We start from the raw sequence: 14,369 nt of genomic DNA, 5'->3' as shown, positions 1-14,369 counted from the left end.
CTTACGTTTCCCTTCGCTGCTCAAGCATAGTCGATCATGCATGGATACCGGAGTTCCCGCATCGCCTTGTAACAAGGGCCGGGACGGGTGTCGAACGCTATCGGTTGTCGCTGTATCGCCATCATCACTGTGAACCAGCCCGAGGAGAAGACGTGGATTCCCGATTGAATGCTTTTCTTGAGCGCGCCGAGTCGGTTCTGGCGCGGATCGAACCGCTGCTGCCGGCACCACGCCCGGTCATCGACTGGGGCACTTGCCTGGCCGCCCGCTGGCAACGCGATGGACGCAGCGGCTACCTGCTGCCACTGGAAGTCAGTCTCGACATGCGCCTGTCAGACCTGATCGGTGTCGATCGGCAACTGGAACAGCTGGGGCGCAATACCCAGCAGTTCCTCGACGGCATGCCGGCCAACCATGCGCTGCTCTGGGGTTCGCGCGGTACCGGCAAATCCTCGCTGGTGCGGGCATTGCTGGCTGAGCACGCCAAGGCAGGCCTGCGTCTGATCGAGATCGAGCGCGATCACCTGGCCGACCTGCCACGTGTGGTGGAGCAGATCGCCAAACTGCCGCAACGTTTCGTGCTGTTTTGCGATGACCTGTCGTTCGAGTCCGGTGAGGGTGATTACCGGGTACTGAAAAGCGTGCTGGATGGCTCGCTGGAGCAGGCACCGGACAACGTGTTGCTGTACGCCACTTCCAACCGTCGCCACCTGGTGCCGGAAAAGGAAAGCGACAACGAAAACTGGAAACGCGTCGACGGCGAGCTGCATCCAAGCGAAGCGGTGGAAGACAAGATTGCCCTGTCGGATCGCTTTGGCCTGTGGCTGTCGTTCTATCCGTTCACCCAGGAACATTTCCTCAATGTCGTCGAACACTGGATCGGCCAGTTGGCCGCCAAGGCCGGGCTGACCTGGCAGCGCGACGAACAACTGGACATTCTCGCCGTGCGCTGGGCAACCGGCCGTGGCAACCGCAACGGACGTTGCGCGTACCAATTCGCCCGCTACTGGGTGGGACTCAAATTGCTGGAGCACAAGGCATGATTGATTTGCAACAAAGCGGCCAGGGCCTCGAAGGTTATGGCATGTTGGCCGCGCAACTGGAGTCGCTGCTGGCGGACGAGCGCGATTTCATCGCCAACGCCGCACAGTTTTCGGCATTCCTGTTCAACCAGCTCGATGATCTGAACTGGGCCGGTTTCTACCTCAATCGTAATGAAGAGCTGGTGCTCGGCCCGTTTCAGGGCCAGATCGCCTGCGTACGCATACCGTTCGGTCGCGGCGTGTGTGGCGCTGCGGCGGCCAGCCTGCAGACCCAACGGGTCGAGGATGTTCACGCGTTTCCCGGTCACATCGCCTGTGACAGCGCATCGAACAGCGAGCTGGTGGTACCGCTGGTCAAGGAAGGTCGCCTGATCGGTGTGCTCGACCTCGACAGCCCGAAGCTTTCGCGTTTCGGTGCAGACGATCAGGCCGGTATCGAACGGCTGGCGGCGATTTTCCTGCGCCTGACCGACTGCTGATCACGCCGCAAGCCCCGCCTTGTGCAACACGCCAGCGGGGTCGACCGCATCGATCTGTTGCGGGTCGAGGAAACGGCTGGCGTACTGCAGGTACAGGCCCTCGCGGATGAACAGGCCGAACAGCTCGGCATCGATGTGCGCCTCGCGGCACATGGTGGCCATGATTCCCAGCGCTTCGCTGAGAGTCTTGGCCTTTTTGTAGGGGCGGTCGGCGGCGGTCAGTGCTTCGAAAATATCGGCGATCGCCATCATCCGTGCCGGCAGGCTCATTTCTTCGCGCTTCAAACGTTTCGGGTAACCGGTGCCGTCCATTTTCTCATGGTGGCCGCCGGCAATTTCCGCCACGTTGTTCAGATGCCCGGGGAAGGGCAGATGGCTGAGCATCAGGATCGTCTGCACTATGTGGTGATTGATGATGTAACGCTCCTCGCGGGTCAGGGTGCCACGGGGGATGCTCAGGTTGTACAGTTCGCCGCGATTGTATTTGTAGCGCGGGACGTCGAGTTTGAATCCCCACCGATTGTCTTCCGGAATCAGCTCGCTGTCGGCGCGTTCGAGCAAGTGCTCGGGCTTGTCCGCCAATAACCTTTCGCTGACCGGCAGCGTCGGCGTCGACGTGCGTGCCTGGCGTCGGTTTTCCTCCCATGAAACGCCCAGGCGATCATCCAGCGTGCGTGTCCAGGTGCGTTGTGCAATACCTTCAAGACGCTGCAGGTCGGCATCGGCCATGGTCTCACTGCCCAGGTTGCAGCGGGCGACAAAACTGAAATCGTCATCCAGAGCCGTCAATGTCGCGTCGCGCAGGCGGGCCAGTTGTCCTTCGTCACCCCCCGACGCCAGCGCTTGCCAGTAGCTGATCCACGCATCGCGTTTGAGCACTTCGAAGCGGGTGCGGATTTCATGGATGCGATCGTTCAGGGTTTCCAGTTTGGTGGCTTTGTCGACGACGTATTCCGGGGTCGTGACTTTGCCGCAGTCGTGCAGCCACGCGGCGATATGCAGGGCTTCCCATTCATCTTCGGTGGGCTGGTAGTCGCTGAAGGCCGGGGCCTCGCTGGCCGCCGCGGCATGGGCGAGCATCAGCGTCAGTTCCGGTACGCGCTGACAGTGGCCGCCGGTGTAAGGGCTCTTGGCATCGATGGCGCCGGCCAGCAGTTGAATGAACGCATCGAGCAGCTGTTTTTGCCGGGCTTGCAGGCGCTGGCTCTCGATGCACACCGCTGCGGCACCGGACACCGCCTGCAGAAAAGCGATGCGGTCGGGCCGCAGCTTTTCCAGGTCGAGGGTGGTGCCGCTGTCGTTGAGCAGCAACAGCAGCAGGCCGACCGTCTCGTTGTGTCGGTTGTGCAGGCGCAGACCGATCAGATGGACCCGTGGCGTGGCCATGGCCAGCAGGACCTTTTGCAGGTCGGCGGCCTGTTCGAAGCCCAGGCTGCTCACGGCGTTGTCGGCACGCCCCAGTTGCTCGAACCACTCGGGGCTTTGCGTGGCATCAAGGTTGTAGCCTTGAACATCGAACTCGGCCAGTGTCCGGGAACTGCCATCGATCACCAGACCGTAAGGCTCCATGCGATTGCCATCGTTTTCGCGCAGATAAATCAGGCCCGCCTGGGCCTGGGCAATCTGCACCGTTTCGAACAGAACCCTTTGCAGCAAAGGGGCGAAGCGGGTTTCGGCGGTCAGGCTGTCGGTGATGCGAAAGAAGCTGGCCAGGGTGTCTTTCATGCGTGCCATCGACAGGCTCAACTGATCGATCTCCAGCACCAGCGAGCGCCGGGTCACCGGGAAGTTGAAATCGAAACTGCGGATTGCATCGGCCTCCCTGACCAGTGCATGCAGAGGTTTGACCAGAATCCGCGAGATCAGCCAGCCCAGTGGCAGGCACAGCAACAACGTGGCCAGGGTGATCAGTGCGCCTTGCCAGCGCATGCGATAGGCATCGACCAGTAACTCATCCTCCGGGACCAGCAAGGCCAACTGCAGGCCTGTCGGTCCGCCTTCCTGCAAGTGGCTGCGGGCGACGATCCAGCGTCGCCCGTCGGCTTTCAGTCGATTGCTCTGGTGTTCACTGGACAACAGGGCATGCAGGCTCGGGCTCAGGTCGGCCGCCCGGGCCAGGCGGGCGGTCCGGTCGTCGACGATCAGCCGGCTGCTGTCGGGATACGCCACGGCGTTGCCATCGGCATCGAAGAGGACAATTTCGGTCGCCGGCGTCACCACATGCTTGGTCAGGGTCGCCGACAGCGCGTCGAGGGTCAGGTCGGCAGCAATCACCGCGTGTTCACCGCTGCGTCGGGCGAGAGTAGTGCCGACATTTCGGGTGGAAAAAAATACGTAGGGCTCGGTGGTGACTTGCTCGTCCTGCTGCTGCGCGAGTGTGTACCAGGCCCGGCCGCGCGGGTCGTAGGCGTCGTCCTGATTGTCGGTGCGACCGAGCGCGGTCAACGCCCGGTCGAAGAACAGCGATTGCGAGCGGGCCTTGCCGCTGGCGTCATGCTCGATGCTCCAGACCTGATACGCCGCTGCATCCGGCGCCTTGAGCAAGGCTTTCAGTGATGCGGTGCGCAATGGCCGCACCATGAAGAAGTCACCGTTGTCGTAACCCAGATACAGCGAAGCGAGGTCCGGATTGTCCGCCAGTGACTGGCTGAACGGCTTGAGCAAGGTCAGGCGTTGTTCGAGGGTGGTGGCCCGGGATCCCGGAGTGTCTGCCAGCAGACTCAACAAATGCCGGATCGGTGCATAGGTCGATTGCAGATCGACGCGTACATCCTGTTCGATGCGTTCGAAGAGCTTTTCGCCGCTCGACAGAATGATCTGCGTGGTCTGCCGGTAGTTGAACAATCCCAGCACCACGCCGGTGAGCAACAGCAGAAAGGTGAACATGACGCTGATGTGCACGTGCAATGGGAACCGGCGTTGTTCCGGGCGCAGTGGGCTGGGCATTGCGGACTCTCCGTGTTGATAAACACACTGCTCAGCGTTCAAGCATAGTTAAGGCCCGCTCACTCTGCTCTGGTCGGATGTCATCTGTCGTTGCTCAAGTGCTTTCTCCAACGCATTTTCCAGTTCGAGGATGGCGTCATGGCTGTCTTCGCAACGGCGCGCGATCTCGCTCTGCGGCAATGTCTGCAGACAGGCCTGTTCAAGTGCATCGCAACTGTCGATCAGGCGGGTGGCCTGAGCAATGCGTGCGGCGCCTTTGATCCTGTGCGCAATCTCGGCCAGTGCCTGGTGGTTTCCTCCTCGGGACAGGGCTTGCAGGTCCTGGCGGTCCAGGCGACTGCTGTTGAGCAGTTCGGTCAGCAGTCGCCGGACCTGTGCCGGGTTTCCACCCGTCAGCGAGTGCATTCCCTGCAGGTTGAACGCGGGTGTGCGGAACAGTGGCCGTACGCTGTCGACCCACTGGCTCAAGACGCTCAGGCTCAGGGGTTTGAACAGGCACTCATTCATGCCGGCCTGTCTGCAGCGAAGGATCTCTTCCGGTTGGGCATTGGCGGTAAACCCGAGCACCGCGCAGGCCGGACGCTGCGTGAGCCTTTCGTGACGGCGGATCGCACGGGTCAGTTCGTAGCCGTTCATGACAGGCATGTTGCAATCGGCAATGACCAGGTCGAATTCGTTGTCTTTCCATAATTCCAGTGCGCTGCGCCCCTCTTCGGCGATGCTGAAGCGATGGCCGAGGTACTCCAGTTGCTGGCACATCAGCAGGCGATTGGCTGGATGATCGTCGACCACCAGAACGTTGAGTGGCGTCAGGGCGGTCTGGATCTGCGGTTCCTGTTTCGGGTTCGTCACTTCGGCGGGCAGGATTGTCAGTGGCAACGACACACTCACCTGTGTGCCGATCCCCGACTGGCTGCTCAGTTGCAGTGTTCCGCCCATCATTTCGCAGAGGTTGCGACTGATGACCAGGCCCAGGCCGGCACCACTGATTGCCCGGCACTTTCCATGGCGAGCCTGGGCAAAAGGCTCGAAGAGACGCCGTTGATCCTCGGCAGTGATACCTATGCCGCTGTCCTGTACGGTCAACTGCACCCGTGAACATTCAGGGGGCTCGCCGGCCACAAGCTCCAGCGTGATCCTCACTTGCCCATGTTCAGTGAACTTGATCGCATTGCTGATCAGGTTCGACAACACCTGCTTGAAGCGCAGCGGATCCAGATGCACGTCGACGTCCAGTTCGGGAGGGGAGAGGTTCAGCACCAGGCTCAGATGCTTCTGGCGAGCCAGGCCTTCGAATATCCTGATCACCGAGCCGATGGTTGCAACGAGGTTGACCCGCTCGGGGCTCAGGCTCAGGCGCCCGGATTCGATTCTGGCGATATCCAGAATGTCGCCGATCAGCCCCAGCAGGTCCTTGGCCGAACTGTAGGCGGTTTCGATGCTGGAGCGGTCCGGATGTGTCTTGTCCAGGCGTTTGAGGGTCAGTTCGAGCATGCCGATCACCGCGTTCATCGGTGTGCGGATTTCGTGGCTCATGGTCGCCAGGAACGTACTCTTGGCCCGGTTGGCTTCATCCGCCCGTTCCTTGGCGGCGCGAAGTTCGTCGAACAGTTCATGTCGCTCGCTGATGTCGATCCAGCCGCCGATGATGCCCTGAACTTCACCGCTGGAGTCGCGGTACGGCAGGATCCAGTGGTAGATCGTCAGGCGCCGGTTACCGATGTGCAGGGGCCGGTCGAGCACGAGCGGCTTGCCCTCACTCACCACTCGCTGGTAATCGGCCTGAAAGACCCGGGCTTCGAAGGCGTTGTTCAGTGCGCCCTCCATGACGCTTTTGCCAATGACGTCCTCGCGCCGGGCATTGAAGGCTTCGAGGTAACTGTCGTTGCAGCTTTGCAGCAGTCCCTGTCGATCACGTACGTAGATCGGGTGTGGCGTACCGTTGAGCAAGGAGCGCATGAACTCCAGTTGATCGTTCAGGGCGCGTTCGGCTGCTTTGCGCTGCCTGATCTGGCGGCGCATGTAGGCATTCCACAGCAGTGACAGCAGCAGGAGCAGGCCGGCTCCGCCGATGACCTGGTAGAACAGACGCCGATACTGGTGCCAGGCGCCCTGGGAAAGACTTGAATAGCCGCGCCAGCGACCATTGATGATGCCCAGTTCCTCGGGCGTGATGCTCATCAAAGTCTTGTCGATGATCGAACTCAGCTCCGGGTTGTCACGGGCTGTTGCCACGGAAAATGCCGCCTGACTCGTGCCGATGGTGGTGGTGATCTGCAGTGGCTGTTCGAAAATGTGTGAGGCGATGAAATAGTTGGCGATCACCAGCGAGTTCACCGCCCCGTCGACCTGGCCTTCGTCGAGCAATGCCACCGCACTGAAGGTGTCCGGCGTTTCGATCAACTGGATGCGCGGAAACTCGCGGCGCAAGTAGCCGATCATCGGATTGCCCTGGGCTATGGCAAGGCGCTTGCGCTTGAGCTGCCCGAGATGCGTCGGGCTGTCGGCAGCTTTGCGGGTCAGCAGGACGTAGGAGTTTTCAAGGTAAGGACGACTGAACCTGAGGGTTTCCTCCCGTTGGGGCGTGGGCAGCAGGGCGGCGATCAGGTCGACCTGATGATTTTCGATCTGTTTGATCATCTCGGCGTCACTGCGGCTGCGGTGGACTTCGAAGCGCAGGCCGGTGCGCAGGCGGATGAGTTCGAACAGGTCGGCGCTGATGCCGCGAAAATTGCCGTCGGTGTCGAAGAACGTCAGGGGGGCGAAGGCCTCGTTGACGACCACGCTTACCACCGGATGTCTTTTCAACCATTGTTCTTCACGGTGGGTCAGTTGCAGTTTCTGGTCAGTCAGCAAGGTGTCGCTGCCGGCGCTCCAGCGTTTGGCGATGTTTTCCCGCTCGCTGGCCGGGACGGCCTTGAGCACGGCATCGATGATGCCCAGCAATTGAGGGTTGTCGCGACGCACGGCAAAACTGAAACCATGGGCTTCGTGCTTGCCGAAGTTGGCCATGCGGATGTTGTTCAGGTATCCCTTGCTGATCATGTAGTGAGTGGAAATGGTGTCGCCGAGAAACACATCGGCCTGATCGAATGCCACTGCGTTGATTGCATTCTGGTACGACGGGTAGGCCGTGATAAGGGCTTTGGGGTACAAGGCCTTGACCTCGTCCAGCGGCAGATAGTGATACAGCATGCTCAGCCGCAGACCGGCCAGTCCCTCGCTCAGTGAGCGGGTTTCGCCTTCGCGGGTCACCAGTACCGGTTGATCGATGGCGTAGGGTCTGGACAGGACGAGGCTGGCGTTTTCCGCTTCCAGCCCATTGGACGTCCCGAGCATGTCGATGCTGCCATCGATCAGTGCCTGTATCGCGGCATCTCGTGTGGCAAAACGCTTTACCCTGACAGGCAGACCGGTTGCCTGGCCGACCAGGCCTGCGTAATCGGCCGTGAAACCTTCGTAGTCGCGGCCGCTGGAGGTCATGTCAAAAGGCGGATAGTCCGGAGCGGATGTACCCAGAATCAACTCGTTGCGCTTGTGCAACCAGCCTCGTTGCGAAGGTTCAAGCACGTCCGGCAGCAGCCTTTCGGTCGCACGGCTGATCAGGGTCAGGTCTTGTGAAGTGACGGACATGGCGCTTGCAGGCGTGATTAGCCCCAGACATGCACTCACTACAATCAGACAGTTCTTTAGACGGCTGGGCATGTTGGCTCTCACACGAGTGCGTTACGTTTGGCCATTTCGATAAGTTCTACAAGGGACTTGGCCTTGAGTTTCTGCATCAGCCGTTTTTTGTAAGGTTTTCAGATGTATACAATAGGAGCTCAATTACCGGTCAGAGGGCGCCATGCCTATAGCATTCAGCTATGCACGATTCTCCAGTGCCATTCAAAAGAAAGGCTCAAGCCTTGAGCGTCAGCAGGCAATGGTCGGCAGCTGGTTGCTTCGACACCCCAATTACGATTTGGGTGACATCACGTTCCAAGACTTGGGCAAGAGCGGTTGGAAGGGCGATCACATCAAAGACGGCGGTGGTTTTGCTGAGTTGCTGGCCGCTGTGAAAGCTGGCGTGATTCAGGCGGGGGATGCTGTTTTGGTTGAGTCTATCGACAGGGCCGGCCGCTTAGACACTCTGGATATGCTTACAAGAGTGATCGCTCCGATTCTGGACGCTGGCGTATCCATCATTACCCTTGATGATAATGTCGTCTACACGCGCCAGAGCTTGGATGGCGGTTCTATCTACATTCTGCTGGGCAAAATCCAAGCTGCTCGCCAGTACAGCGATAATTTGAGCCGTCGTCTCACGGCATCCTATGACTCTCGCCGTAGGCTTGCGGCTGAGGGGAAGACGCCCAAAAGAATTACGCCCGTATGGCTTACCTCTAACGGTGTAGTGATCCAAGAGATCGCTGATCAGGTCAAACAAGCCTTTGAGTTGTACGCGTCAGGACTTGGTAAAGCAGTCATTGCAAAACGGATGCGTGAGTCTGGTATTGCTGCACTAGCTAAAACGTCTGGTCCAGGTGTAGAAGGCTGGCTTCGTAATGAGGCTGCGATAGGGCGCTGGAATGGCTGTCAGGTTTACGAACCAATCGTCGACATCTCACTGTTTCAACTAGCACAGATCGAGGGCGAGAAACGCAAGACTGCCCCACGGGCAAAGACAGCCGCGCATTTTCTTGTGGGGTTGGTGAAGTGTGGATGCTGTGGCAACAACTTCATCATGCGCACCATTGGAGGTGTTCAGGTTTCCATGAGGTGTAGGAAGCGGCAGGAGCTTAAAGGCTGCGACAACAAGAAAGTGATTCCGAAGGAAATCATTGATACGGTTTACAAATACACATCCGTCACTCCTGCCTTGGAGGTTGTGAATCGTGAACACAACGGCGTGAATGAGAAGGAAATCATTGCGGCTGAGGCCAAGCTACTTGAAATCTCAAAACAGATGCAGGAGCTATCCTCTGCAATTCTCACTGTAGGTGCCATTCCAGAGGTGTTGTCACAGCTCCAGCAAGTGCAGGATTCACGGGAAACAACCGAGCGACAATTAGCAGTGCTCAAGGCAACTGTAGTTCCGTCAGCTAACGGATGGATCGAGCAGGGCAAAGTGTGGGCGCTTGAGCGAAACGATCCTCAGCGCCTTTCCGCTATGCTTCGGAGTGTTGGTTACACAATCACGATTCATCCTGACGGTCGTCTAGTATCGGACTTTGGTTCGTATCGGTATGCGGGTGTTGATCGAAAGGAAAACCGATACAGACTGATGCAGGGCGACAAGCTCATGTTAATCCTGAAAGGGCCAGATGAGGATTACCCGTACTGGGAGCCTTTTGAGGACGTGGCAGGGGAATCGACGTGGGATGAGGCGGATTATGAAAACCTGAGACGCCAGTACGAAACATCAGAGTGAATTGGATGGTAGGTTGGTCGAAGGGGGGCTCGAAACCCCTTCGAAACCTCCCAAAACTCGGAAAAAACCTTAGCTGCTTTTGCAACTTTTCAATCCTCCATGCCAGACATTTCCAATGTTTACGGGACTTAACTGGTTTCCCAACCAAGCACAGGGCGTATTCCGCGACGTAAATCAGTTTTCATCAAAGATTTGCCCACCGATGGGCGAGAAATCGATTGAGTCAGGTATTGCAAGACCCATCTCCTAGATCAACAAGTTCACGCTGCGTCAACCTTTTAGATTGACAGAAAGTGGCGCCTCGTGTAGAGTTCAGACCCTCAGCCAAACATGCCGACTACGTCCCGCACCCATACAGTGCCAGATGATCGGTAGAGTGTTGTCTGCGATCTACCAAACTAACCGGCACAACCCCGAGGGAATTGCCTACTGAAACGAACTTGAATAAGGAGAACAATCTCATGACCGAATCATTCTGCAAAATGCCACGCCCCCTTATGGCTGCCACGCAATGGGTTAGCTTAACAACTGGGGAGCACTTGCCACTCAGTGGACAAGACAAAATTCTTTGGGTGTGGATGAAAGACCGGTACGACTTCTTCACCGCCCAACGCAAAGACTGGTTTGATAACCAAGATGAAATAGCCAAGCTCACTGGTTGCAGTGTCAGCACGGTGAAGCGATTCATTGGTCTCTTGAGTAAACATGGTTACATGAAAAAGACTCAGCGTCGGATGCATGGGTGTGCTCACTCCAACAGTTACACCATCGTCCAAGACTTGATGCTGGCGCCTGTTGTAAAAGCTACGCCTTCGCCACTGCCATTGGTGCAGCAGATGCAGGAAGAGCGTTCAGAATATGCACCAATCATATTCCCTGTATCGGTGACATACACGAAGCCAGTGGTCGTACCTCCTGAACCGGTGAGCTTCCATCCGAGCGTACAAGACTATTCGGATGATGAGCCACAGTGGGTAGTCCGAAGCTCAGGTTGACACCTGCCGTAGCTCGTCCTGATACCTGTCACAGCTCATTCTGACACCTGCGGTAGGTCACATTGAACCTCGTGGGGTAGGTCAGGATGAGCTTGTAGTAAGAACGATATTTAACAAGAACGAATAGCAAAAACGATTAACAAGAACCTTGCACCAAAAAATAGAGTCAAGATCAAAGACAAGAGCTTGATTTGATTTTAGTGTTTTGTTGTGTTGCTTGACCGGTAGGTCATGGGATGATTTGCATGTGCGTATGAATTGTTGAAAACTTACGTTTTCAGTGCGAGAACAGTGGCGAAGCCAGAAAGTAGTAACCTTTCAAGCTCCGCTTGGCTGATACCATTATCAGTAAAGCTGATCAGTGTGCTGAGAGCGTTACATCTGGTGCTGTGTAGTTACAGTGCATCATCTATGTCATCTACTGTGACGGTGAATTTTTCGTTTGCTTGGTTGATGGTTAGTCCCGACTTCTTGCAGGTAGCAATACCTCGCCGATAAAGGTCGTTGATCTTCTCTTTGTCATTGTTCTTAACGGCTGTCGTGAAGTAGTTGACTAATATGCTGGCGGTATTGCTTGAGGTGTCTGTCATTATCCTTAGCGTGGTTGATGGGTACTTATTCTTCGCAGCAACTGCTTTCATCTTGACTCCAGCGATATCGCTAGAACTGTCCATCATCTTTGCGTTTATGTACTTTTGTGAGGCGAGGAAACCAACGCATTTCGAGATGTCGTTTTCTTCTTCGGATAGTCCCCCTGCAAGGCAGGAGGTGCTGAGTGCAAGCAGGGCTGCTGAAAGAGTCAGTTTTTTCATAGAGTCATGTGTCCTTTCGATGGTGCTGGCTTACCGGATATAGAAGTAGAGGAACGCGACAACCAGAATCACGAATATCACTCGCCCCTGAAGTACGTCGTAGTTTAGTTCGTCTTTCTTGATCTGCTGGTACGTATCGGTGTCACTCAGCCCCTGTGTTTTGTAAAGCATGATCTGATTAATCTGCTTGTCGATTCTCTTGTTGTGGGCGTCATTGCTTCGCATGGTTATCCCCCATACCAGCAGCCATAGCCCTCCTGTCAGCACTGTCATGATCACGTGCAGGATGTGATTCGTCGTCTTCTTCTGGTTGGTGAGTACAAACAGTTTTTCGTTCATGGGCGTCCCTGTTCGGTGCTAGCTGGGTGAGCAGCGAGGATACCAATGTATCATTTGGTGTGTCATCATTTGGTGTGTTCACGATTGGGGTACATCCGACCATCATTTGGGGATGCAGCCAAATCAGAATCTGAGAAAGGGCTTCGGCCAACGCATTCGAGAACTACGCGCCAGTCAGGGCTTCAGTCAGGAGGCTTTCGCTGATAGGTGCGGGTTCGTTCGTACGTACATGTCACGAATTGAGACGGGCACAGCCAACCCCAGCCTAGATGCGGCCAAGGTACTTGCTGATGGGTTGGGAATGACCCTGTCAGAGCTCCTACATGGGCTCTAGCGATCTACAAACGCAAACTCAAGGAATGAGCCGTGACAGACAATCCAGACGCCCACATAGCCACAGCGGACGTATTAACCCTACTTTGGCACAACCAGCACGCCATAGCTGCTGCAATCGAAGAGTTGTCCCGTTGGGCTAAAGCTAGTGGGGCAAGTGACACCTACAACAATGCACTCAACGCATTGCAGACTCTCGATGCTAACGCATCAGCCATCACCGCTGGGATTCTCAAGCTCCGGCAATAATCGCTATCAAAGCAGTAGACGCCGGCAAGCTGTTCCGTCAGCCATCACTACTGAAGGCGGATGACTTGAGGGCTATCGCGAACATGACGCTCCCTGCGAAAATGAATGTCGTCGGTCGCCTGTCAGCCAAAAGAATGTCACAGCGAGTACGTGTCATATCTCTCAAGTGGTTCGACTAGGCTGGGGGTAGTCAGTAGTCTGTGCTCAACAAAAATTTAATGAATGAGGGCTTCGACAGTTATGACTACGATTCCCGGGTTTTGGGATGTTGGCCCTCACGATCCTGTCGACGTTGAATCGATATGGCAAGAGTTTGTGAGATCAGTTAACGGCCACGTCATTGAAGACTTGGTACGCCATCCTAGGACGTTTGAGAACGCGGACTTTCTCTTTCCCGCAGTTCCGGCGGTAGTAGAACTCAAGGAAATCAAGACAGAGTTCGAGAAATCAGAAGCCTTCACGAAAGGCTTCGAGTTACTTATCCATCGTTTGATCGATGAAGACCCTAGTTGGCACCCAACTGGCGATTATCCGAAGTGGTTTTCAAGTGAGGTGATACGTCTTTTTCGCCCCCCGCTTTCGCGAATTCTCAAGAAGGCGAACAGTCAGATCAAAGAAACCAAGAAGCACTTTAAGATCGGTAACCCCACAGGCACGCTTGTGTTGGTGAATGATGGATTTACTGCCTTAGAACCACATTTTGTTCAAGCCATCGCATGCGACCTTCTTGCCCACTCTTACTCTTCAATAGATTGTTTTGTTTACGTCACAGTGAATCGATGCGTCGAAGTGGAAGGAAGCAATGTGCCGCGACTGCTCTGGATACCGAAGTACAGCGACCGCGCCTCCGATACGCTCGTAACCTTCATAGATGATTTGGGGCGCAGATGGTTTGACCATCTGGAATCCAGAATAGGTCTCTTCACCCAGCCCAGAGAGGAGATTGATCAAGGAAGCGGGAACGCAAGAACGATTGTTTCTCGTGCCGTCGTTCTACCTGAGGAGGAAAAGTAGACTGCCCCTTTTTTCTGTATTCAATTAGGTACACCCTTGCGACCACTTGTCGGTGAATACGTATTCTGTATTCATTAGGGTTGCTATTGGGTAATGAGTACATTCATACTCCTAGCCTCTAGAGGCAAATGAATACGGGGGTGAGCATTATGGCAAGCATCGGGTACATCAGGGTTTCATCGGTCGATCAGAACACTGGTCGCCAGTTAGACGGCGTTGCACTGGATGAAGTGTTCACTGACAAGGTGTCAGGAGCGACAACAGGCCGTCCTGAGCTACAGGCAATGCTTCGCCACATCCGCAAGGGTGACGTTCTTCACGTCCACAGCATCGACCGTCTGGCTCGTTCATTAGAAGATTTGTTGTCTCTGGTGAAAGGGATGATTGCAAAGGGGGTTGCTGTTCAGTTCCACAAGGAAGGTCTTCACTTCACTGGCGAAGCCAGCCCTATGCAGGAACTCATGTTGGGCCTGTTGGGCAGCGTCGCTCAGTTTGAGCGTGCATTGATCCGGGAACGTCAGGCAGAAGGCATCCAGAAGGCCAAGGCAGCAGGCGTCTATAAAGGGCGTGTGAAGACTGTTGATGACGCCGCTATTCGTAAAGCAATGGCTGAAGAAGGGGCATCATTTCGCAAGGTGGCAAAGGCTCTTGGAGTGAGTTTGAGCAGCGTACAGCGAGCAATGAAAAATTAGTCTCCCTGACGGCCCTGCAAGCTCGCTTAAGGCGGGCTTCAGTGCTCAAGATGC

11 protein-coding genes and 1 pseudogene are annotated in these 14,369 nt (G+C 56.1%); 7 read left to right on the top strand and 5 right to left on the bottom strand.

What is annotated here, in order from left to right; translation table 11 throughout:
• Window positions 1-152 precede the first annotated feature (152 nt).
• Entirely contained in the window at window positions 153-1,043 is an 891-nt protein-coding gene (locus J5M72_RS11125) for an ATP-binding protein (protein ID WP_085710747.1), read from the top strand.
• Window positions 1,040-1,522 carry a GAF domain-containing protein gene (locus J5M72_RS11120; RefSeq protein ID WP_169431310.1) on the top strand — a complete coding sequence of 161 codons (483 nt, stop codon included), beginning with the start codon at window positions 1,040-1,042 and terminating at the stop codon, window positions 1,520-1,522. Before J5M72_RS11125 ends, J5M72_RS11120 begins: the two co-directional genes overlap by 4 nt.
• Here the strand turns inward: J5M72_RS11120 and J5M72_RS11115 are convergent, their stop codons facing one another.
• From J5M72_RS11115 to J5M72_RS11105, 3 genes and pseudogenes are all read right to left on the bottom strand, one after another.
• Window positions 1,523-4,468 (bottom strand): HD domain-containing phosphohydrolase, encoded by a 2,946-nt coding sequence (locus J5M72_RS11115; RefSeq protein ID WP_169431309.1) that lies wholly within the window; start codon window positions 4,466-4,468, stop codon window positions 1,523-1,525.
• 48 nt (window positions 4,469-4,516) lie between these two features.
• On the bottom strand, window positions 4,517-8,173 hold the full coding sequence (locus tag J5M72_RS11110; RefSeq protein ID WP_207865474.1) for a transporter substrate-binding domain-containing protein: 3,657 nt from the start codon (window positions 8,171-8,173) through the stop codon (window positions 4,517-4,519).
• 8 nt (window positions 8,174-8,181) lie between these two features.
• Window positions 8,182-8,265 (bottom strand): annotated as a pseudogene (locus tag J5M72_RS11105) (DNA-binding response regulator); the annotation flags it as partial.
• A 50-nt stretch (window positions 8,266-8,315) separates the two neighbouring features.
• On the opposite strand from J5M72_RS11105, the gene J5M72_RS11100 reads away from it, so the two are divergent.
• Together J5M72_RS11100 and J5M72_RS11095 are read left to right on the top strand one after the other, a co-directional pair.
• Complete coding sequence (locus tag J5M72_RS11100) at window positions 8,316-9,881, top strand: recombinase family protein (protein WP_207865473.1); 1,566 nt, start codon at window positions 8,316-8,318, stop codon at window positions 9,879-9,881.
• Window positions 9,882-10,342: 461 nt separating this feature from the next.
• Entirely contained in the window at window positions 10,343-10,876 is a 534-nt protein-coding gene (locus J5M72_RS11095) for a helix-turn-helix domain-containing protein (RefSeq protein ID WP_207865472.1), read from the top strand.
• 395 nt (window positions 10,877-11,271) lie between these two features.
• On the opposite strand, the gene J5M72_RS11090 is transcribed toward J5M72_RS11095, so the two are convergent.
• Both J5M72_RS11090 and J5M72_RS11085 read right to left on the bottom strand, forming a co-directional pair.
• Window positions 11,272-11,688: a hypothetical protein gene (locus J5M72_RS11090; RefSeq protein ID WP_207865471.1), complete on the bottom strand. Its 417-nt coding sequence runs from the start codon at window positions 11,686-11,688 to the stop codon at window positions 11,272-11,274.
• Window positions 11,689-11,718: 30 nt separating this feature from the next.
• Window positions 11,719-12,027 (bottom strand): hypothetical protein, encoded by a 309-nt coding sequence (locus J5M72_RS11085; protein WP_207865470.1) that lies wholly within the window; start codon window positions 12,025-12,027, stop codon window positions 11,719-11,721.
• A 112-nt stretch (window positions 12,028-12,139) separates the two neighbouring features.
• Between J5M72_RS11085 and J5M72_RS11080 the strand changes: the two genes are divergently transcribed.
• From J5M72_RS11080 to J5M72_RS11070, 3 genes are all read left to right on the top strand, one after another.
• Window positions 12,140-12,361: a helix-turn-helix transcriptional regulator gene (locus tag J5M72_RS11080; RefSeq protein WP_243433287.1), complete on the top strand. Its 222-nt coding sequence runs from the start codon at window positions 12,140-12,142 to the stop codon at window positions 12,359-12,361.
• A gap of 488 nt (window positions 12,362-12,849) precedes the next feature.
• Window positions 12,850-13,623: a hypothetical protein gene (locus J5M72_RS11075; protein ID WP_207865469.1), complete on the top strand. Its 774-nt coding sequence runs from the start codon at window positions 12,850-12,852 to the stop codon at window positions 13,621-13,623.
• Window positions 13,624-13,772: 149 nt separating this feature from the next.
• Window positions 13,773-14,315, top strand: a complete 543-nt coding sequence (locus J5M72_RS11070; RefSeq protein ID WP_207865565.1) for a recombinase family protein — start codon at window positions 13,773-13,775, stop codon at window positions 14,313-14,315.
• Window positions 14,316-14,369 lie beyond the last annotated feature (54 nt).

It is taken from the genome of Pseudomonas sp. 58(2021), from assembly GCF_017491585.1.
Classification (GTDB): Bacteria; Pseudomonadota; Gammaproteobacteria; order Pseudomonadales; family Pseudomonadaceae; genus Aquipseudomonas; species Aquipseudomonas fluorescens_BT.
This window is presented reverse-complemented; position numbering and strand designations above follow the sequence as displayed.

What these genes read in the sequence shown, in the direction of transcription:
- J5M72_RS11120 (WP_169431310.1), top strand. Translation starts at nt 1,040, where the DNA reads ATGATTGATTTGCAACAAAGCGGCCAGGGCCTCGAAGGTTATGGCATG.
- J5M72_RS11115 (WP_169431309.1), bottom strand. Translation starts at nt 4,468, where the DNA reads ATGCCCAGCCCACTGCGCCCGGAACAACGCCGGTTCCCATTGCACGTG.
- J5M72_RS11110 (WP_207865474.1), bottom strand. Translation starts at nt 8,173, where the DNA reads ATGCCCAGCCGTCTAAAGAACTGTCTGATTGTAGTGAGTGCATGTCTG.
- J5M72_RS11100 (WP_207865473.1), top strand. Translation starts at nt 8,316, where the DNA reads ATGCCTATAGCATTCAGCTATGCACGATTCTCCAGTGCCATTCAAAAG.
- J5M72_RS11095 (WP_207865472.1), top strand. Translation starts at nt 10,343, where the DNA reads ATGACCGAATCATTCTGCAAAATGCCACGCCCCCTTATGGCTGCCACG.
- J5M72_RS11090 (WP_207865471.1), bottom strand. Translation starts at nt 11,688, where the DNA reads ATGAAAAAACTGACTCTTTCAGCAGCCCTGCTTGCACTCAGCACCTCC.
- J5M72_RS11085 (WP_207865470.1), bottom strand. Translation starts at nt 12,027, where the DNA reads ATGAACGAAAAACTGTTTGTACTCACCAACCAGAAGAAGACGACGAAT.
- J5M72_RS11080 (WP_243433287.1), top strand. Translation starts at nt 12,140, where the DNA reads ATGCAGCCAAATCAGAATCTGAGAAAGGGCTTCGGCCAACGCATTCGA.
- J5M72_RS11075 (WP_207865469.1), top strand. Translation starts at nt 12,850, where the DNA reads ATGACTACGATTCCCGGGTTTTGGGATGTTGGCCCTCACGATCCTGTC.
- J5M72_RS11070 (WP_207865565.1), top strand. Translation starts at nt 13,773, where the DNA reads ATGGCAAGCATCGGGTACATCAGGGTTTCATCGGTCGATCAGAACACT.